The following is a 22629-nucleotide window of genomic DNA, read 5'->3' as shown; positions in this document are numbered from 1 at the left end:
CCATCGTACACCGTTGTTTTTAAGTTGTCTTTAGTTCGTTGAAGGGATTAGATCATCACAGATTGCCGGTGTCAAATATTTATCTTAAGGTTGGTAAGCAAATGGCTCATTCAAATAATCCTGCTGTCAAAAATAATAATCAAGGATACGATGGTGCTGATCAGCAAAATAATGAAGCAGTCTTTAACGATTTGTGAGGCGATTCTGATCAAGATCTTGAATTAGATAACTCGGGTGAACAGGCCGATGAAGAGTTTGAGTTACCAGAAGACGGTTCGATTCAAATTGCTTATGATGCTGACGGTAACGGTTATTACATTTCTTATGATTACGAAACTGGTGAATATCAAGATCCGTGATCGGGCGATGTTTATGACATCTCGGCTCTTTTTGATGAGCAGGGCAATCCGTTTTCTTTCTTTAGTGATGAGCCAAATGAAGAAGTAGTTTCTGAAGAAGAACAAGAAGCTTCACCTGAACAAGCATACGAAGTGCAAGCCCAACAAGGTGCTGAACAGGTTTATGATGAGCCTGCGGTAATTGATGATGAGGTTTATGAACGACAAACACATGACCTTGAAAAGTTGCAACAAGAACAATCAGTTACTAACCAAGGTGCTAGTTACCAGCAACAGCATGATGTACCTTCTGAAAGCAATGCATCCATTGAACAAGAAAGCGAACAACAACTACCACCTGTACAGGAAACTACATCCTTGCAAGCAGATGAAACTTTAGTTACTGATCCAACATTGGATGATTACTACCAACATTATAATCAAGTCCCTTACCGCTATCTTGACCAATATGAACAAGATGCTACTGAACAAGCTTTGCCCGTAGTTGATCATGTTACGTCCGATCCATCACAATTTGAAGATGGTGAACAACTTATTACTGGTTTAATTGGTAATAATGGTTACCAACCTGACAACAAAACTTTTGAAATAAATGCTGAAGAGTCAACTGCTGTTACCGAACTAGAACCGCTTGTTATTAATGGCATTGAAAATAGCCAACAAGAAGCAGCTGTTAGCCAAGACCAAATCGGATTATCAAGAACCGATGAAATCAAGCCTGACTTAGTAACTATACCGCAAATTAATGAGTCAACTTCGGCCCCTAGTCAACCAGAAAGCAATGTTTCTGTCCAAACCGAACGATATTCAACTGTTGAACCGGTTAGTGATGCCATGGTAAAAGCATACTACCAACAATACAGTGAAATTGCCAGCCAATCTCATCAGCCAACACAACCCCAAGAACAAGTTGTCGATTCTAAGCCTAATGTCCACTATATTCCAATTTCTGCAATTGATTCGTCTTATCAACAAGATTTTGATCCTCAAAACGATTTTCATAAATTTTGTGATGAACAAGTTACAGCACAATTGCACCCGACAGCGTTAGTTGTTGATGAATCAAACAGTGAACCAGAGGATGAAAAACCAGTTGCTGTTTCTCCAGTAGATATTGATCTAGCTAAATCTCATGATGAATCTAGTGATGATTTTGTTTTAGTTAATGAACCATCAGACACGAAAGAATTATTTGCTAAAAAATCTGTTCCCGAAAATTATGTTTTTGAAAATGCACATACCCAACACATTACCCCTAACCTTGTTTATCAGGCCGAATCTAATGAACCAAGTAGGGCAAGTCAAGATGATGATATAGTAGATAGTAAAACTCAACCTATTGCTATTGTTGACCATTCTGAAAATTACGTGCAACCTGATAGTTTTCTTGCACCAATTAGCCATGAGCCGATGCTTAATAATGAAAACTTTAGTTACACAAGTGAAGTTGCAGACCAACTCGCATTACCTGAAATTGTTCCAGAAATTATTTCCGCCACAGAATCGGTTTCGGCAACAACAGCATTTGAATTTGCTAACGATTCTTCCAAACAAACTTCGCAAGAAGAAGTTAGCGTTGAACCACCTGTAAGCCAAGTTGAACCGCTTACAGTCGATGATATTTTTGTACCTTTAAAACCGGAAATGGAGTTTGTTCCTGATAAGGTGATTGAGGATGATCATGGTTGTGATGATTGTCATGATGCCCATGAAACAATTGCTTTATTTGATGAGAAGAAAGACCCGGTTGAAGCAGTTGATACAATGCCAAAAACGGAAACGAATGAACCTGAAGAACAACAAGTTGATGAAGCATTTATTCCTTTAAACTTTGACCACCAAAATCTAGTGGAAGACGATAATCAATTGGATTTTACAATCCATGCAGAAGAGCAACCAACTGTTGATCAATTTGTGATTGTTGAGGAAAATGGGGCTTTGCAAGCAAGTTTTGCGACAACTTTTGCTAAAAAAGATGTTGTTTGCAATGAACCAGAAGGAATGTCATTTACAGTGGTTGATGAATTGGAACCGGTTGTCTTTGTTAAACCTGCCGATCGAATTGTTCAGCCTGAAAAGCCTAAAGATCTAGAATTAGCCCCGGTAGAATTTAGCGAGCCATCTATTGATGATGTAAAAGTTGAGCCCGAACCAGTTACTTGACCAGAAATTACACCAGTAATAACTGATGTCCCTAATTCTTTTGAATCTAATCAATCTCTACCATGATATGCTGCTGTTGGCAGTAATGCAAGTGAATGTGATCAAAAGACTCACGCTGATCACTTCAACGAAGTCTTACTAAATGAAAGTCTAGCAGAAGTTCAAAAAACTGATGAAATTATGGAAGTTCCCCAATCAACTCCATCTGCAAACAAACAAGACATTTCAATTTTTGAAAACTATGGCAAGCCAGAAATTACAATTGTGAATGATGAAATTAGTGCTACTCCAAGTCATTCATTGTTTGGAAAATCTGAGCAACCAGTTGAACCCTATTTGCCATTCACGATTACTAATGATTCTGATTTAGTTGTCCAGTTCAATAAAAAACCTTCGTTATCAGGATTCAAGTTTGATTCAATTCAATTAGAAGAACAGCAAGTTTCACCTGATGCTCATTTAGAACCTGATGAGGCAGTTGCCCCAGTTCCTAGCGTTGTATTAGAACCAGAGCAAACTAAAGAAATTGAACCAGCTCCAAAAATCAAGAAAGCCTTCTGGGAGAGTTATATTGGTAATTTTGATTATGGTCATTTCGATGATGATAACAAATGAGTTTGGGACGGCTTTTTCTATGAAAATGGTACATTTGTTTCAAGCCGTACTGCTCCCCCAATTGCTCCAGATCCAAAACCAATGACTGCTTTAAACCAACAAGAATCTAATCCGACTCTAGTTACAGACTTCTTGATTAAAAAACGTGAAGAAGTGATGGTTCCCGTTAGACCAGTTCAAACCCAAGCAGAGTTGTATGGCAATCCTGAATATGATACTGATGTAGTTATGTTAGATGATGAAGGTACAAGTCAAGCACTACTTCGTGCCAATAAAGCCCACGAAGCGATTTTGCGACCAAAACCGGCAGTTGAAGATAAAAAACCAGTAATTGAAATTGATGATATCCAAGAAGTTGAAAATGAAGAAATCGTACCAAAAGTAACCAAAACCGAAACTATCCTTGAACCGAAAATGCAACCGAAAAAATTTAACTTCCTTACTAACCGCTTTACCCCACCTTCTGAAAACCTTGATGCACTAACAACTGAAATCGTTTCTGGTGAACCAAGTTGTCTTTCTGAAGATGATCTGTTTGCATCAACTACTTATGATAACAAGATTAAAGAAACCCTTCTGAACATGGTTGGATTTTTAAACAAGGCTAGTGCCGAAGCCACTCACGTTTACAAAACAATCGCTAAAGAACTTAAGATTGAAATCAAAAACATTAAACAAGATAATGAAAAATTGCGGTTGGAATTTAAAGAAAACGAAAATCGTATTAGTGCGAAAAAATCCGATTTGCTAAAAACAATCACGTCTGATTTTAAACAAGGCACTAACTTTAACACTGGTAAAGACTTTGATAGTTTACAACACGCTCATGATTACAACAAACATTTAAACGAAACCATGAAAGCCAACGAAGAACGCTTGCAAGTTTTAACTAATAATCAAGTTCAACTGAAAATTGTTTATGATCGCAGAATGAGCAAGTTAGCTAGTGATGCGAATCGCTTAGAAAATTTACTATCAGGTGCTGATTACCGTGACCATAGTTTAGACATGATTGAAGAAAATTACCGGAATTTATTGAAAGCTCAAGATGATTACCGGAACCGTTTAAACCATTTTGTGCCAACAACCTTCCCTAACCTCAAAAACCAAATGTTACCATCAACTGGTCTATTCCAAAATGACTTTAATGAATTTAGTGATTTATCGGCTTTAGATGCAACCTTTTATAGTAAATTAGCAACTCCTAGTTTTTATAACAACAATCTGCCATTACCGTTTGAAACCCAACCACGCTTGTTAGATAATAGTCATAGTTTGCTTGGTAATTTAGATAATAGTTATGATTTATTTTCAGAAAAATCGAATTTTACTTCTGATTTGTTAAAACCATTTAATCCGCAAGGTCAAGATTCATTAAAAGCCATGGATCGTTATTTTAACCGTGACTTTGAATTATTAAAACCAGACCGAACAACCAGTAATTTAGATGATTTATTTAGCGATGATGATGCTTTATTTAGTGATAAATATGATGCTAATGCGTCATTAACTGATGAGCTTGAAGATTTGCTAAGACGTTAAGAATTTTTGGCGATAATATTTGGATTAACTAAGCAGTTTGAAAAGGTTGATGATACAAAAAAGCCTTAATTTTCGAAAATTTATTAGTAAATAAGAAGGGTGGATTTATGGATTTACAAACTAACACAGTTCAGCTCGGATTAGATTCCATTCCTTTTTATGAGCGTAATTCTCGAAAGGGCTTGCAATCAGGCTATGATGATTACTTAGAAATCGGGCAAGTTTCTACCGAACAACACCTTGCCGAAATTGATGAATGGAACCAATTGCAGCATAAAAAAAGACCAAAACGGCAGCAACAAGTTACCCAGGACTTGCAGCATGCTCAGTTTCCTAAATTCTACCGCAACGAATTAAAGCATGCGTTTACTGGTTTATTAGGGGCGTTTGTGATTCTTTTGGTTTTTGCTGGCGGGATGATAACCATTATTTTGTCAATTAATTCTCACAACCGTAGTTGACATTTACTGTGATTAACATTGCCCTTAGCATTATTTACTCTGTATTGTGCTTACCATGGGATTAATAACTATTTAACCTTACGCTCTGAATCGCAACAAATCTCGTTTTCTAAATACGAACGCCAACCAAGTGTGAACATGATTAAAATCTACCGGAGGGTACGCACTGGTTATTTAAATTTAAATTGATTTGGTGCGGGCATTTATTTAATTGGCGGTTTAGTGATTATTTGCACATTAGTGGTTGCTTGGGCCTATAATTTAATTCAAAGTGCTACGAGAATCAACGAATTTGGGGCAATTAAAATTTATGCTAGCGGTGACTGGTGACCATTGTATGTGATTAGCGGGACCGGGTTCGTTCTGGGATTATATTTAGTTTTTCACGTTTGATCATTATTTAAAAACCACCACCGGGCGAGTTCAATGAACAACTATTACGGTAAAGAAGTTGTTCCCGAAGCTGATATTATGGTGATTAAAAAAGGGATCAATAAACGCAACGCCATTATTTTTGTTGCGACTGTTTGTTTTATCTCGCTGCTTGGGGTCTTTGTTTACCGCTTTGTTAGACGGATTTTGCAACGCAAAAAATAATAATTAAATTAATTTAACCAAAGGGATTGACCAATAATAAAAACTTTTCAGTTAATTAAGCCTGAGAAGTAATTTATTGTTTTTTTATTGCATCCGGATATAATTATTTGATTACTAGAAACAATTTACCAATAAATGCTATCGATCAAATAGGATCTTTTGATTTGACGGAGGTAAAAAATGGTAAAACTAAAAAAGTTAAAGAAAGTTAAACTATATTCATCTTTATTTGGCCTTTTGCTATCTGCTGGGATTGTTGCTAGTTGTGCCAATCCAAACCAGCAAACATTACAGAATTTATTTAGACCAGGAACAACTTTTGGTGAATCTAGAAATAATTTAAGTACACAGCAAATCACCGCATCAGCATTAACTCAAAGTGCGGGCTTTAAAACCTTTTTAGATAATGCTTTAGCTCAAGTTTTACGCTATTGATATGATGATAACGGTGATGAATCGATTCGCAAACGAATCAAAACTTTTACCGATGCGATTAATCAAGATTACCAGAATGAATTACAAACCCGACGCGATCAATTTCGCAACGATTACCAAGTCCGATTTCAAACCGATGTCTTAGATGCTAATGGGGGCTCTGAAGCAAGCTGAAAGCAAAATCAGTTAAATAGCCGGATTTTAAGCGATTTTAATTCGTTAATTTTTCAAGAAAGTTTTTTAAATTACACTGATGAATCGAATCAAGTTGTTAGCCGGCCTAGTAAGGAATTACTAGATGTAAAAAATTGGTCCAAAATTAAATTTACTAACCAAACAAAAGATACCCCATATACCACAAAAGCCAGTGCAGCCAATAACAGGCAAATGTTTGCTGAAATCCAAGATGTGATTTTTGACCAATGGGTGCGGCAAGTTAACCCGAATTTAGTTTCAAGAATTGTTTTTACTAACCAAACGCCAACAATTGGTTTTAATAAAATTTTTAATAAAAAACTAGTTGCTACACCAACTAATTCCTACGAATTTCAAACTTTTAATCCGGTTAGTGATAACCAGCTTAATAACACGCCATCTAGTTCGTATAAGCAAGTTATTGCAAATAACGGATTAAGTCAATATGTGACTACAGTTACTAGAAAAACTGATGGCGATAACAGGTATTTAATTGATATTCCCTCCCGTTTTTCTAGTGATAGTGGTGGCAAGTTATTGATGAGTGCTGACGAAATGTATACAACTTTTGACGTGGCGTTTACGGATGCTTATGTTAACCAGTACTTATATGATATTCGTAAAGATGTTAATAATATTGATAGCACTCTTGGAGCCAAAATTGGTGCTCAAATCGATTTAGATAACGATAACATTTCCAAAAATTTTATTCGCCAAAAAAATAATGGTGATCCTGATAGTGCCTACACGAAATTAAGTTATTTAACCCGACCAGTTAATAATGAGAATCTAATTGAAGATGTAAGTGGTAATAATTTTTATTCAGAATATCAAAAATTACAAAAAACCAATGGCACACCAGAAAACGTTATTTATGATTTTGTTCGTGCTAAAAACAAAAATGGTAGCCAACCTTACAACGATAAATTTATTGTTTCGCGCGGTAAAGACGGCGTGCACATTTTAGGAATTGATGGCGGTACATACTACTTATCTAGTTCAGGTCGAAACATTGAAAAACAAAAGGAATTTTTGAAATTCCGCTCATTATATAAGTCTTCAGGTGAAGCTGGTAAAAACGACCCCCATCAGGAATTTAATTATGACTTTAGTATTAGCAGTCAACTAAGTCCGTTCTTTAATAAAAATTCTTCGGTTTTATTATTTACCGCTTTGTCTAATGCTTTACGCCAACCTAATAGTTATTTTAACCAACCGGGCTTTCAACGGTTCCGTGATGAATTTACAAAATTAGATCAACAAATTTCTGGTTTAGTTAATGCTTTTGAAAACTGACGCTTTACTACAGCTATTAGTGATACATTAACAACAATTCGTACTAGACTAAATGAACGCGTTGCTAAATATGTAACAAACGAAAAAGATAATAAAGCAGCGAACAACGGCATTGCGGGACGCCTCCCTGATGTGGCAGCTGAAGACGGTTCTTACCCGTCACAGGAAATTTACCAATTATTGGTGTTAAATGATTGGAAAAACAACCAATTTAAGCAAAGTAATGTTTTAGCTGATGATTTATCAACCAAGGGTACGAAAAAATACATTTTTGAACAAGTAAAAAATGCTCAAGAAAATTTACAAAAGGAGGCTATTAAGTTAGCCAATGCATTAAACTTACAATCTGATTCAGTAAGTAGTTTTAGCCAAAATATTATTCTGCGAAGTAATACCGATCGTTTTTATAGCTTACCAATTAATCTAGCAATTAATAGTACGATTGCTGCAGCGGACACGACAAACTTAGTGAAGAATTCGTTTTTCACCAATAGTAATGACTTTAAGAGTTTTTTTGATCTTACACCAACTACTAATTCCGTTTACGGGACGTTTAAACCAACCCCAACGATTTCGAAAAATGTGACTGATTTACTACCAGAAACAATTCGTACGGTTTATGGGCAAACCTTATGGCAGGCATTAAATGATAAATCAAGTTATGGTGTGCCAGCTGATATCACTTCGTTTAACCAGATCATTGACCGCATTTTTACTACTAGAAAAACAACAAGCGATGATACTTTGAATTACAACACGCTGATTTATACCATTAAATGGTTATTAGAAAATAATTTAAAGAACTTTAAGGCAATCATGCAGTCGCGAATTGCAATTGGCCGCCAAGCATTAGCGTTATGAAGTGTATCTAGTAGTGCTGATAAAAAATTAGATGATACGTCTAATGGATCTAATAATCCTTTAACCCAATATGCTGCTAACCCGAACTATTTATGGGGATCAACAGTTAATTGACAAAATCACAAGAACGCTCCATCAATGGCTGATCGTGGTAGTGATAGCAAAAATCCTTATCAGTATACCAATCTTAATAACAACACAAAACGTTATGGTTTTGAAGGAGTCAAGTTAAGAGGAGATACATTAAATTATTCAGAGTTGAGAGAAACTTTATTCGACCGTTATGGTAGCGTGAAGGACGATAAGAATGTCGCCACTGGTGCCTTATATCCTTACGGAAATTCGCGACAAACGGTTGTTGAATACGTTCAAAATTTATCATTCCTTTCTGAACTTGATGGGTTTATTAAATTTTTAGCATCAGAAGCTCAAATTGCTACCAATACGATAACTGGTAGAAACTTAAATGATAAAAAAGCCCAAACAATTGCCCTTTTAAATGATACGACTAAAGTTAACGATGGTTTATTTAACCGTTTTAGTGGCTATATCGGTCAAAATCGGTCAGATAAACTAGCAACGTTGCAAGCCATTCGTAGTCCCGATCAATCGAAAATTTTGCCAACTTTTATTACCCAAATTAACTATCAAGATGTGAACCAACTTGGTCAATCTAGCCAGTGAAGTGCGAACGAAACAAGTAACAACATTTACCGTTTAGGTTTAAATTTAAGTGAATTTTTAGCAATAGTTGTCATGCAGGCGATGAACGCTGACACCCAAAGCAATGCGATTACCGATTTAATTAGGCAAAACAGTAATAATCAAAATAATGGTACCAACGGCACCGTTGGTGTTGGTGATCGTCGGTTATTAAATGCATTAACCACAAGATGAGCCCACAGCCAATCAAGGAATTAAAACATGAAAAAAATCAAAACTAATAAAGCCAAACTTTGGACAACTTTTTTTGCTCTAAATGCCCTTGCTGGCATTGGGTTGATTATTGCTTCATGTAGTAATCCATCAACTGCGACTTTGCAATCATTATTTAACAATTCCAGAACCCGCAATTTTTCTAGTTCGAAAAGTGGTTCACCAACAGCCGTTTTAAACAGCAGTTTATTGCAAAGAAATGGTTATAGTGCATTCATTAAAGACCGGTTAGCTGATGTTTTGACTAATTGGTACAAGAACAATAAAGACGGTACGGTACGCAATGCTTATCGCAATTTTGAAACCGAAATTAATAAGGATTGGGATAAACAAGTTAAAGATTATCAAAAACAGTTTCGCAATGATTATTTAGTTCGTTTACAAACCAATATTTTAGATCCAGTTGGCGGAACACAAGAAACTTGAAAAACTAGCCAGTTACGTCAACGGGTCATTAGTGATTTTTATAACCGGATTTTTGCGGCCAATTCCACTTTTTTAAATCTAACTAATGCTGATGGTTCGGTTGTTAATAACCCAACTGTTGACCAAATTAATGATCCAACTAAATGGGATTCAATTAAATTTAGTGCTGGTGGTTATAACCAAATTGAACCGAATAATTCTGAAACCATTCGCCAAAATACCAACCAAACTTTTGCTGACATTCAAAATGCCATTTTTAATTATTGAGTTCACGACGAAAATCCGAACTTAATTTCACAAGCTGTGTTTGCGAACGAAGTTCCCGAAAATGGTGGACTTGCTAAAATCTTTGATGAACAAACCATTGGTGCATCAAATTTAACCGCATCATATGCGTTCCAAGCTTTCAATAATGATTCAAGTGTGGTTAATGCCAAAGGCAATAATGCTTATAAAACAATTGTAGGCGGTGCTAATGGTCTGTCGAAATATGTTGATTCAAAAAACCATACTATTGACATTCCAGGCAGTTTATCTAGTAACAATCCAGGTAAAATTTTATTAACTGCTAGCGAGATGTTTGCTGGTTCCAATCCAGTTGAAGTTACTGCAGCTTTTGTCCAACAATACTTGCGAGTAAGTAAAACTGCAACGAATAATATGGATAATGTTGGTAGCCCTGTGGCGTTAAGTGCTACTAGCATTATGGATAACTTTTTACGTACTTCAAATGGTGATCCAAATACAGCATGATTTGCCGCAAATAGTGATTATGTAAAAATTGCACCCAATTTGACCGATAGTTTTTACAATAATTACAAAAAATTGACTGAATCTAATAGCACGACTCATATTTATAATGTGACTTTGCCAAAAAGTAATGATGCCATGAATATGAATGACAATAGCATGAATAACAATACTGGTGGGAAAGAAGCAGACCAATTCATTTTATTCCGGGCTACGGATGGTGTCCATCTTTTAGCAATTGATGGCGGCAAGTATTATTTGGGTGTAGCAAATAGTGGAAATAATGGCAATAATGATAAAGGCCGCGATGTTGTTAAACAAAGCCAGTTTTTAAAATTTCGGGCCCTTTTAGCAAGTATTCCTAATGGGATTAGTGCTGATTTAAAATACACCTTTGATTTAAAATCAATCTTATCAACTTGATTTAATGCCAATCAAGAAACGCTTTTGTTTAAAATCCTTGGCGATGCTGCAACTAATGCTAATAGTTTCGCCAACAATAATAGTAACTTTTTAAATTTACCTTCAAATAGTGCGTTTAAAACTTCCATCACTAAACTATACAACGATGCCAAAGATTATGTTAATGCTTGGTATAGTTATAGTAATGCCCAAAAAATTGAAAGTGCAGTTGCTAGTGAGCAATCTAAATTAGACGCTTGGGGCAAAACCTATATTGATCTAGTTAAAGCCAATACTTTAACAAAAATTGGGATTGCTGCTCCATTACCTTACGTTCGTCAAAGTGATGGTGATTACTTTGGTATTAGTGAATACTATCGTCAATTAACTAGTATGTCCAATGCTACTAAGGGTAATAGTTTCCACTTATTTAGTGATGCAACTATTAAAGCACGCAGCGAATTAGTTAAACAAACTGAAAACCTTACGAATCGTTTAAATGTTTCAGTTGCTAGACCGCTGCCATTTTCCCAATTTGTTTTTTTAAACTCTGCAAGCTTAAGTGATTATTCTTTAGCTGCTAATTTAGCAATCCATTCAACTATTGGTTCAACTGAAACTACCAATCAAATTAAAACTGATTACTTTTTTGGTAATAAAGATTTCAATGATATTTATGAAACTACAGCATCTACTAATAATGGCACTGGTTCAACTGATGGTATTAAAGGATATGGCAATATTTCTAAAGATGTCTTACAAGAAGTGATTAGAACTTATTACCAGCAATCTGTTTTTAATAGTTTACCAAGCAAGATTACCTATGGTTTATTTAAAACTCAAGAAGAATTAAACCAAAAAATTGACAAAGCATGAAAGGCGAAACAAATTGCTAATTTGCCATATTCAAGCGACGCGATTAATTACTACACCTTTTTATACACATTAACTTACTTATTAAGAAACAATTTAGCAAATTTCAAAGCAATTTTACAAACCCAAATTTTTAATGGTACACAAGCGATGGTGTCATGAACCGTTCCGACCAATCCCGATTCTTTGACTAATAATAGCACAAATGGCATGAACGGTGCAAATGATCCGATTAGTAAGTTTGAGCCTAATAATAACTTCATTCAAGGTACTGAAAAAACCAATTGGAATAATATTAGCAATGGCAACGGCATGAATAACATACAAAACATGTCATCCAATAATAACGTTATTCCTAAAGTTAATGTCTTTAACGAATCAAGCCATTATTATAATTACACTAAAGATGGTAACGGTACCAATGGCAATAACTATTTTTATGGCTTTGAAGGACTATCAACAAGTTCTAGCACAGGCAATGTCAATTCCAAAATTGCAACCGCTGCTTATAATAACTATTTTGCCTCAGGTAGTCAAGGATCACTATACCAATATGGCGATTTAAATAGTTTAAAAACATATATTAATAAAATTAGTGATATTACCGAACTAACAACTGTTGTTAACCAATTGTCAAATCGGGCTGGAATTGTTGTCTCGAATTTCTTTCAAAAGGACGATAAGGGTAAAGATGTTTTAAACTTTACGCAAAAAAAAGCATACATTTTAAGACAAATTAGTAATTTAAATGATAGTTACTTTATGCGTTTTTCGGGATACATTGGGCGACAAAAGGCTGCGGTTAATGGGACCAATGGTCGCCATGATGCTTTTTTAAAATCACAACCGTTAAGTGAAGATGGCAAACGCACAATTATTGCCGCTTATATTAGTCAAATTAATTTTAGAGATGTTGCTGCATTGGGAACACAAAGTTGGAATAGTGCTAGTGGAGCAAATACCGGACGTCTTGGTTTAAGTTTGCATGCATTTTTAGCAGTTGTTGCCCAACAAGCGATGGATACTAGCACGCAAGCAATGGCGATGAAGGATTTGATTGCCAATAGTAGTTACCAAATAACAAACACAACCAATGCACAAAGAGGTGCATTCATCTTATCGGGTGATAAACGGTTATATGATGCATTAGGTAATACTTGAGTAACCCAAAATGCCAGCAATTTCTAGTGATATAACTAAACTCTAGTCTTATACTTTTGCAAAGGTTTTCATAAATCATTTTCTTTTAAAAGTTTAAAAACTAAAGGGGAATTGATTTTATTTGTTTTTTAGAGTATGATTGCTTAGAAAAAATCTGTGTGTTAGTATTAACAATGTACCAATAAGAAAAATATGGATGTAATTAAAAACATGATAAAAAATATGGTGAAAGATGCAACAGAACAAGGGAAATTAAAAGAATACTGATTAGAAAACTGATTCAAGCCTTTGTTTGACTCCGATACTGAAAAGAGAAAATGTTATACACCACTATGAAGAGAAATGATATTAATAAAAAAACATCATGAATTTGTAAAAAAAATCTTTGAAAATATAGATCCTCATGAATTTTGAGAAGTATATTTTTTCGATTATGTTTACATTAATAGCAAGTATCACAATCGTGAGTATCTTTATTTTTATTTTTTAGCAAACTTTTTACCTTATTATCGTGAGTATTTAATTCGTATAAAAAAAAGAGAAAAAAACGATAAGTGACTTGATAATATCGAATCAATATGAGAAAAATTTAAAAATAGAATTGAGCAAGTTTTTGGATACAGTTTAGTGAAAAAGAAAAAAATTAATTGATCTAATTGACATTTTAAAACTTGACATATTGAATTAATGCCAGTGCAAATTAAAATTATTACTGAAATTCTTCCTGAAAGCATAGATAAAACAAAATTATTAGAAATTATTTTTAAATATAAAAAGGCAACCAGTGCTTCTGATAAAAATCAAGTACTTTTTAATTTACAAAAACCAATGTTTGAAAATATAGGAAAAAAGTATAAAGGTAATTTATTATCTGAAGAAAAATTAACGAGTTATTGGAGACCTCGTATTAATGCTATTATTAGGCATCACGAAAATGACAATAACCAGCAGGGCAAAAAATATGAACTTTCTTCCGAATACGAAAAGACTGATGAAAAAGAAAAAATTAAAATGTTAGATGAATTATTATTGTTTTTAGTAGTTTACAGAACTGAAGAAATTATGTTAGAGAAGAAAGCTAAAACTATTTAGTGAAATTTCGTTTAAAAATTATTTAAAATTTAGAAAGCAGTCGTTGTAATAAACTAACATTTCAATAAAAGTTTTTTATCCTAAACGTGTATTTTTTTAAGTTATTAATTTTAAAAGTGCCATATTCTGGCACTTTTTGTTTTTTAGTTGCAGTATTTAAAGTTTAATGATTAGTTCTATAGTTTAAAACTCACTATCTTGTTTGATTTTCTAGTTTTAAATGATTTCCAAGTTTATTTTGTGTAACTCACTTTATTTAGGTTTTTATAATTGTTAAAATGACCTGTAAACTTATTGTTTCAAACATGACCTATTTTGACAATCTGATCATGAAAGCAATGTATTAAAAACAATCAAGTTAACTGTTTTATTTTTTTTGAATAAATGCATTAATTGAAAAACACGGATTTTTGTTGACAAAAAGATCTTTATTTCTTGTTTTATCTTTAACCTTATTTTTTTAACGTAGTTTTGAAATTAATACTAACAAGATCATTTGCCCACGTTTACATTATTTTACTCATAAGTCATGATTCAAATCTATTTATCAAAGGCAAAGTTTGGCTGTGTTTTAAATAACATTAGTGATGAACTAAAATGCAATTTTATTCTTTGTTTATCATGACTAACAAGTAATTTGTAACTAGATACTTTTAATAATCATTGGTTCATTATTAAGAATATTATTATTTTGGTTAATCTTTAGATTTTATTTTCCTGTTTAATCGCCAGTTATTTTTGCATTGGTAAACTAAAAAATGGATTTTTTATTGTTAGTTTAAAAACCTTTTGCTCAATAATAGAACACTTCAAAATTCATTTAAATATTTATTAATTATTTTCTAGCATTAACCTAACTCAAATCTATTTTTCTATAAGATATCTTGACAAATCAATTCGGTTAAAGATCTAATCTTCATAAGATAATTGCTAGATTTAAAAAGAAATTGTCGTTTTTTGATTTACTTAATAAATATTGCCTTTTAAAGGTCAGCATTTATAATATATAATAAACTAATATTAATTTGTGATGTGAATCACTTAAGTTTTAGGAGTATTATAAGCGTATGGCTGTAAAACGTGGCACAAGATTAAGTTGTAAAGATTGCTCTGAAATCAATTACATAACCCATAAAAATTCCAAAAAAAATCCAGAGAAACTGGAATTAAATAAGTACTGCTCACGCTGTAAAAAGGCAACCGTTCATAAGGAAATTAAGAAGAAATAAAAATGGCAACTAAAAAAATTAAAAATAATTTATCAACCGATTTTGCTTTTAAACATGGGGTTGTTACTGAAACATTAGCATCCCATAAAGCTGATGCCATTCTTTTAGCATCTGACCAGAACCGCGAATGATTTACGGGATTTCGCAGCTCTTTTGGTTATTTATTTATTAATAAAAACCGGGCTGTTTTATTAACTGACGCTCGTTATTATGAAACGGCTGTAAAACAAATCAAAGACGTTGAAGTTGTTTTGTACAATTCACCTAAATTAATTTATGAAATAGCAAAAAAAATGAAGGTAAAACACTTGTTAATTGAAGGCGAATATTTAACTTATGAGAACAATAAGTTATTGGAAGATATTTGTGAAAAATGAACAGTAGTTGAATCAAAATTATTACGGGCTGCTAAAACTCCGTCAGAAATTGAAAAAATTACCAAAGTCATTGAGATCACAGCTAAAGTTGGTAACAAGTTGCCTGAATGAATTAAAAAAGGGATGACCGAGATTGATTTAGCTAAAAAAATTACAATTGCCTTAATCGAAGCCGGTGGTGATAAGAATTCATTTGATCCCATCGTTGCTTCTGGGCCAAACGGATCGATTCCCCACCACCAGCCTAGTAATCGTAAATTTTTAGATGGCGACTTTGTAACTTGCGATTTTGGGACAGTTTATGAAGGTTTTTGTTCAGACATTACCCGTACCTGAGTTGTTGGTAAAAAACCTAAAAATACCCGATTAATTAATGCTTATAAAACCGTCGATGAATCCAACATGCTAGGAATTAGCAAAGTCAAGTCGGGAATGTCAGGGAAAGATGTTGATGGGATTTGTCGCGAACACATAAATAATAGTGAATTCGCTAAATTTTTTGTGCACAGTACGGGTCATGGTGTGGGCTATGATGTTCACGAATTACCGAATGTTTCGCCCGGTTACAATCGCCCTTTAATGGCAAATTCCATTGTTACTATTGAACCAGGAATTTACATCCCTGGCGTTGGTGGGATTCGGATTGAAGACATGGTTTTAGTTAAATCCAAAAAATCAGTTTGATTATCTGAAAAAATTAAGCGTTTACATCTTTAGGAAAATTTCATGACTGGTTGATCCAATCAAATTGAAGATAAATTATGAAAATGGCAAAACGCCCAGCATGATGCTGAGGTTAATCCTCAAAGTTCGCTTTTAACACGCCGGCCGAAAGGTTTTGTGATCTTTATTGCTTTTTCAACAATAATTGTCATGTTAATTACCATGCTGTTAATTGTGATTGCAATTTTAGCACCTAATCAAGTTAGATTTATGAACACTAATGATCGATCGGCAACAAGATTATGGCTATATGAAATTCCTGGAAACACAGTCGCTAGCAGTGAACAAGCAAATGTTTATACTGTTTCCCCGTATGGTATTGTGGCTACTGTTTTTGTTATTATCTCCATTTTGTTATTAATTTCGTACATTTACGCTTATTTTAAGGACCCATTTTTTACAAACTTAGATAAAGCAAATAAGAAGCAATGAATTAGTATTGTTGGTTCAACAACTGTCACTTATTTCATTTTTCTAATTATTGGGGTTATTGGCATTAGCATTAATAACCAAAATTTATTTCCTAAATCATTTACAACAATTGATGTTGGCACAACTTTTGGTCTTAGTTTTAAAGTTCGTGAAGTTATTAGAAACAATTCTGGGATGATCTTTGCTTTTAATCTAGTACCCACTGCTTTTGGGATTTGGGTTGTTGTTTTACAGATTATGATGGCTATTTCTTTAATCTTTTGGTTTTATGGTTTAAATTACAAGATTGACTTTAAAAATCTCTTTCGCAAAAAACGTGTTAGCAGTTAAAAACAAATTCGTTACAAACATTTTATAAGTGTCTTTTCTTTCAACTATAATGATTTCTAAAGAGAAAGGCAAAAGATACAAATGGAATTAATTGAATTATTTAATGGTAATTTGGTTAGTTTTAACCAAGAATTTACGTCCAAAAATGATACTTTGCAATGAATTGCTAAACAGCTTGTCACCTATGGTTGTGCGAACAATGAAAAACAAGTTTTTGACGGATTAATCCATCGCGAAAATCAAGTTAGTACGGGAATTGGTGGTGGTTTTGCCATTCCCCATGTTCAAAATGATGCAATTACAAATAATGTTGTTGCGTTTGTTAAAGTTAAACCCCTTGATTGAAATGCACTAGATAATCAACCCGTACAATACATTTTTACGATTGCTTTAAACAAAAAAAGTGCTCAAAACGAACACTTGCAGTTAATCGCTCAATTAAGTCGGTTACTTTTAGAAGATAAGTTTAAAACTGGCTTGAACGAAATTAGTACTTATGAGCAGTTAATCGATTTAGTAAAAACTTACTCTAGTTCTAATCAAACTAAACAAGCAAAAGCAGAATCTGGACCAAGTTATGATCTTGTAGCAGTCACGGCTTGTCCAACTGGAATTGCCCACACTTTTATTGCTGCTAAATCACTAGAAACTGCTGCTGAAGAAATGAAGTTAAAAATTAAAGTGGAAACGCAAGGAACCGAAGGAATTGCTAACCGTTTAAGTGAAAGCGAGATTGCTAATTGTAAAGGTGTTATTTTAGCACTCGACCGGAATATTGATTTATCGCGCTTTAAAAGCCACCAAAATGTATTAGAAGTTTCAACGGGAGCAGTAATTAAAAACGCTAAGAAACAAATTGACGATCTATTAATGAATAAAGGCGTTGCTTTAGGATCAATAAATCGTCCGGGGCAACGTCATATAACAGCAGTCGACGATTCTGAATTAAGTTTTAAGCGGTTTGGCAAACGGTTGTATAAAGCGATTTTGACTGGTGTATCATACATGCTACCATTTGTTATTTTTGGCGGCATTCTAATTGCTATTAGTTTTTTAATCGATATTAATAATGCTGGAAAAAGCAATTTTGGAAGTGGCAGTGTTGTGGCGTTATGATTTAACCGTTTGGGTGGCCTTTCCTTTGGCTTAATTGTTGCACTATTAGCAGCATATACTGCCTATGGTTTAGTTGGTAAAATTGGGATTTTACCCGGATTTATTTGCGGTTTAATTTCCAATGCTCAATTCTTATTTGACATTAATTTGCAGACGGGTAAGGTTGATTTTACGGCAATGTCAACGGCTGCTAGTGGTTTTTTCGGGGCAATTGTTGGTGGTATCTTTAGTGCGACAATGCTCATTGTTTTTAGTCGTTATGCTTTGAATTGATTACCAAAGTCTTTTAACGGAATTAAAAACATTTTAATTATTCCCCTACTTGGAACATTGATTATTGCTTTTATTTTTTGAATCATTAATATCCCTTTAATTTATGTAAACTATGGATTTAAGCTGTTTTTACAATTAATGAGTGCTCCTTATCTTGCTCCTTTATTAGGACTAGTTTTAGGATTAATGATGGCAATTGATTTAGGTGGTCCAATTAATAAAGCGGCTTATGTATTTAGTGCGGCTACTTTACAAGGTGGTGGTCAATCATTAGCCATGGCAGCAGCGATGGCTGCTGGGATGGTACCACCACTTGGAATTGCTTTAAGTGTATCGTTCTTTAAAAAGTTATGATCAGATGAAGAGTGCAATAATGGTTATGTTAATTATGTTATGGGCTTTTCGTTTGTATCTGAAGGTGCGATTCCCTTTACAGCAGCGAATCCGAAAGTATTAATTCCTGCTAACTTAATAAGTGGGGCAATTACTGGTTTATTATCAGGAGCTTTAGGCATTACTATTGCTGCACCGCATGGTGGCATCTTTGTCTTTGCTTTATTAAAAACCAATTTATTTAGTAACGTTTCCACTTCAGCTAACATTGGGGCGGCAATTGGCTTGTATTTAATTGCAATTTTTGCTGGAGCAATTGCTTCGATGTTCACCATTTGAGCATTACGAAAATATTTCGACAAGCACCAAGCAACACCTTCATCAAAATTTAAAAATTTCTGGAAACATAAAAAAGTCGTAAGTGCTTAAACATGCGTTTTCATACCGTTACTTTTAGCCCTAGCATTGACTATAAAATTTATGGTAATAAAGCCCTAAATCTCCACGGCTTAAACCGGGTTGATCATTACGAATTTAAACCAGGTGGCAAGGGGATCAATGCTGGCATTACGTTACAACGCTTAGGTTTTCGGGTTGTTAACTATGTTTTTTTAGGAAAACTTAATCATTTATTTTTTAAAAATCTTTGTTTACAAGAAAACTTAGTTGTTAAGGATTTTCTCGTTGACGGCATCACGAGAACGAATGTTAAATACCATAGTAGTGAGCATTATTTTGAAATTAATGGCACTAACTTGCTTATCGACCAAGTTAGTTATCAACATTTTCTGCACGATTTTGACAACTTAAATAGTGATGAAGATGTTGTTTTAATTATGGGGAGAATGAATGAAAATTATCTAACTAATTTCTTACAACACCTCAATAAAAAAAAGATTAATTTTGTCATTGACATCGATTTGGATAATATTACTTCATTTTTAAATTATCAACCCTTAGTTTACAAGCCAAATTTTGACGAAGCCCAAAGATCAACTAAATTAGCACTAACTAATCTTTTGGAAATTAAACAAGCGTTACAACTTTATCAAAGCTGGGGTGCAAAAATTCCGATCATTAGTGCTGGAGCTAATGGGGCATACATGCTAAGTAAAAGCAAGCAATTAATTAGAGTAAAACCCAAACATCCAATAACAATTAAGTCAACTGTTGGTGCGGGCGACACTTTAACAAGCAGTTTTATTGCTCATTATGCCATGTCAAAAGATGAAAAAGCCGCTTTTATTTATGCTAATGCGTGTGCTTTGAGTGCAGTTAGTTCAAACTGATTAGTTGATGTTAAAAAAATTCCAGTAATGCTAAATAATCTAGAAGTGACAATTGATAATTAAAAAACACAAATTTAGCATTTGTGTTTTTTAAAAGAGTTGAACTTAAGAAACAAATGAAATCTTAACGTTTGGTAAATTGTGGAGCACGTCTAGCACCGTAAAGACCAAATTTCTTGCGTTCTTTACAACGGGCATCCCGCGTTACTAATTTGCGTTGTTTTAAAATCTTTTTAAAGTCAGGATTAATCTTAATTAAGGTGCGGGCAATACCTAAACGGATTGCTCCCGATTGACCGGTAAAGCCCCCACCACTAACTACTACATTAATATCATACAATGTTTTGGTATTTGTTAATTCCAAAGGTTGTTCCATGTCTTGAATTACAATCTTATTTGGAAAATATTGGCCTGGCTCTCTTCTGTTAATAATAACTTTTCCTGTTCCGGGAGTCATTTTCACTTTAGCAATTGAAGACTTTCTGCGCCCTAAACCATAGAAAGATGTATTGTTTGTGACCATAATTATTTAGTTTCCTTATTCTTGCAAGATCAATCTAAAAGCGTTGGGGTTTGTGCGGTTTCTTTATATGCATCATTTTTATATGTCTTTAATTTACGAATGATGTGTTTGCGAATCCGGTTTTTTGGTAGCATGCCTTCAATTGCTTCATAAACTAATTTATCCGAATAGTTTTGTAACATTTCTTTTCCAGAACGGCTTTTAATTCCGCCAATGTATTGGGAGTGCCGGTACCATTTTTCAGTTTCTAATTTCGTTCCAGTTAATACAACCTTATCAGTGTTATAAATGATGAGAAAATCGCCGCAATCTTGGTTTGGTGTGAAATCAACTTTATTTTTGCCCCGTAATAAGTTTGCTGCTTTTACTGCTAACTTACCAAGCACAATGTTAGTTGCATCAACTGCGTACCATTTCCGTGCTTTGATTGTTTCTTCTTTTTTCAACATTGTTGTCTTTTGCATATAAAAACCTTCTCGTCGTTTTCGACTTGTTTTAAAGATCTTTGTTTTTTATTTTCCACGTGTTGCACTTGATTTTGTGCCCAAAGCGTAAATATTATACCTAAAATGGATGAAGATAACACATCCATTCTTAAAAAATGTCATTTTTATTTGTAAAGTTCTAAAAAACATGATAGGCACCATCATTTTTTAGTAGTTAATAATTAGCAATCAAGACTGAACCACATTACTCTATTTATCTATATCTGATCTAATATTTTTCATTTTGTTATAATGTTAAATCATGATTCGGAGGTGTTTTATGAAATCAAACGATTCTTATAACCGATCTTATGATTATAATCCTCATGGTTCAGTTCAATATGACCCACGGCGTGTTAACTACGGTAGCAATACTGAAGTTTATGGTCCTGAGGGCAAATATATTTTTAATCAATCGCAAACCCGATTGATGACTAGATCATTTCTAATTACAGGGATTTGTTTTTCTTTAATTTTTGCTATTGCTTATGGTTTATTCGAACTATTGTATAACTTATACCCAATTAGCCAACAGGTTCGAAATTTAACTAACGTTTTATTAACTTTAGGCCCAATTTTAATTTTAGTAGCCAACATTATGGGTTGATTCATGCGTCCTCGCTTAAGTTCCATTGGCTTTGGCTTTATGGTTTTTGCAACTGGATTTTACATTCTTGCTAACGCCATTGGTTTTGCTCTAGTATTTTTTGGGGTGAAATTAGTTGAATTTGTCGATGACAGTTACCGATTAATTGATGTGGTGTCAATGTTTGCTATCGGTGGTTTAATGTTTATTGCCATGGCTGCAATTGGTAAAGCGATGTCGCGCCAAGCATCAATCAAATTAGGTCGCTTCTTATTTTTTGCAGTCATTGCGTGGATTATCGGTTCATTGATTATTAGTTTAAGTTTTGGTTTTGGCCGCAGGGGTGTTAGTCCCATCATTATGATTGTGTCAACAATTATTAGTGGTATTATTTACCTTTTATATATTGTTTACATTACTAGCCAATTAAAACAACACTCAGAATTTCTAGCTTACGATAATAGTGAAAAAGGTTTATTGCGCAGTTTATCACTTAGTTATGGTTTTTATTTACTAGTAGGTTTAATTGGTTTAATTTGATCACTAATTCATTTATTATTCCTTTCCAAAAGACTAAGTTAATAGCAACCTCTTCATAAAAAAAATAACCAGTCAATCCGACTGGTTATTTTTTTTGGATTTTTATCAAATTAAATTTGAGTAACTTTACTAATAATGGCGGAGACTGAGGGATTTGAACCCTCGCATGGTTTGATCCATCTAACGCTTTTCGAGAGCGCCCCCTTGAGCCGCTTGGGTAAATCTCCAT

At 33.9% G+C, this 22629-nt stretch carries 13 protein-coding genes and 1 tRNA gene; 11 read left to right on the top strand and 3 right to left on the bottom strand.

Features of this window, described 5'->3' with window-relative positions:
• The first annotated feature begins 101 nt into the window (after positions 1 to 101).
• The 10 genes from ABDB96_RS00900 (at position 102) to ABDB96_RS00855 (ending at position 20329) form a co-directional block, all read left to right on the top strand.
• Positions 102 to 4679 carry a hypothetical protein gene (locus ABDB96_RS00900; protein ID WP_343251639.1) on the top strand — a complete coding sequence of 1526 codons (4578 nt, stop codon included), beginning with the start codon at positions 102 to 104 and terminating at the stop codon, positions 4677 to 4679.
• A 107-nt stretch (positions 4680 to 4786) separates the two neighbouring features.
• Positions 4787 to 5737 carry an MSC_0882 family membrane protein gene (locus tag ABDB96_RS00895; protein ID WP_343251638.1) on the top strand — a complete coding sequence of 317 codons (951 nt, stop codon included), beginning with the start codon at positions 4787 to 4789 and terminating at the stop codon, positions 5735 to 5737.
• Between the two features lie 180 nt (positions 5738 to 5917).
• Positions 5918 to 9445, top strand: a complete 3528-nt coding sequence (locus ABDB96_RS00890) for a DUF3713 domain-containing protein (protein WP_343251637.1) — start codon at positions 5918 to 5920, stop codon at positions 9443 to 9445.
• 3 nt (positions 9446 to 9448) lie between these two features.
• Positions 9449 to 13099 carry a DUF3713 domain-containing protein gene (locus tag ABDB96_RS00885; protein ID WP_343251636.1) on the top strand — a complete coding sequence of 1217 codons (3651 nt, stop codon included), beginning with the start codon at positions 9449 to 9451 and terminating at the stop codon, positions 13097 to 13099.
• A 165-nt stretch (positions 13100 to 13264) separates the two neighbouring features.
• Positions 13265 to 14164 (top strand): hypothetical protein, encoded by a 900-nt coding sequence (locus ABDB96_RS00880; protein WP_343251635.1) that lies wholly within the window; start codon positions 13265 to 13267, stop codon positions 14162 to 14164.
• Between the two features lie 1067 nt (positions 14165 to 15231).
• The gene (rpmG, locus tag ABDB96_RS00875) at positions 15232 to 15393 is read left to right on the top strand and encodes a 50S ribosomal protein L33 (RefSeq protein ID WP_343251634.1); all 162 of its coding nucleotides are present in this window, start codon (positions 15232 to 15234) and stop codon (positions 15391 to 15393) included.
• 2 nt (positions 15394 to 15395) lie between these two features.
• A complete protein-coding gene (locus ABDB96_RS00870; protein WP_343251633.1) occupies positions 15396 to 16487 on the top strand; it encodes an aminopeptidase P family protein in 1092 nt (363 codons plus the stop codon).
• Positions 16488 to 16496: 9 nt separating this feature from the next.
• Positions 16497 to 17255 carry a hypothetical protein gene (locus ABDB96_RS00865; protein WP_343251632.1) on the top strand — a complete coding sequence of 253 codons (759 nt, stop codon included), beginning with the start codon at positions 16497 to 16499 and terminating at the stop codon, positions 17253 to 17255.
• Positions 17256 to 17336: 81 nt separating this feature from the next.
• Positions 17337 to 19406 (top strand): PTS fructose transporter subunit IIABC, encoded by a 2070-nt coding sequence (locus ABDB96_RS00860; RefSeq protein WP_343251631.1) that lies wholly within the window; start codon positions 17337 to 17339, stop codon positions 19404 to 19406.
• 2 nt (positions 19407 to 19408) lie between these two features.
• The gene (locus ABDB96_RS00855) at positions 19409 to 20329 is read left to right on the top strand and encodes a PfkB family carbohydrate kinase (RefSeq protein ID WP_343251630.1); all 921 of its coding nucleotides are present in this window, start codon (positions 19409 to 19411) and stop codon (positions 20327 to 20329) included.
• Positions 20330 to 20390: 61 nt separating this feature from the next.
• Here the strand turns inward: ABDB96_RS00855 and rpsI are convergent, their stop codons facing one another.
• Positions 20391 to 20789: a 30S ribosomal protein S9 gene (rpsI, locus tag ABDB96_RS00850; RefSeq protein WP_343251629.1), complete on the bottom strand. Its 399-nt coding sequence runs from the start codon at positions 20787 to 20789 to the stop codon at positions 20391 to 20393.
• Between the two features lie 2 nt (positions 20790 to 20791).
• Positions 20792 to 21253 (bottom strand): 50S ribosomal protein L13, encoded by a 462-nt coding sequence (rplM, locus tag ABDB96_RS00845; protein WP_343251628.1) that lies wholly within the window; start codon positions 21251 to 21253, stop codon positions 20792 to 20794.
• Positions 21254 to 21554: 301 nt separating this feature from the next.
• Between rplM and ABDB96_RS00840 the strand changes: the two genes are divergently transcribed.
• Positions 21555 to 22442, top strand: coding sequence for a hypothetical protein (locus ABDB96_RS00840; RefSeq protein ID WP_343251627.1), 888 nt, complete (start codon positions 21555 to 21557; stop codon positions 22440 to 22442).
• Positions 22443 to 22536: 94 nt separating this feature from the next.
• Here ABDB96_RS00840 and ABDB96_RS00835 read toward each other — a convergent pair.
• A tRNA-Ser gene (locus ABDB96_RS00835) sits at positions 22537 to 22627 on the bottom strand.
• Between the last annotated feature and the right edge of the window lie 2 nt (positions 22628 to 22629).

It is taken from the genome of Mycoplasma amphoriforme A39, assembly GCA_000723365.1.
Lineage (GTDB): Bacteria > Bacillota_I > Bacilli_A > Mycoplasmatales > Mycoplasmoidaceae > Mycoplasmoides > Mycoplasmoides amphoriforme.
The sequence above is the reverse complement of the archived record's forward strand: the minus strand, read 5'-3'. Positions and strand labels throughout refer to the sequence as shown.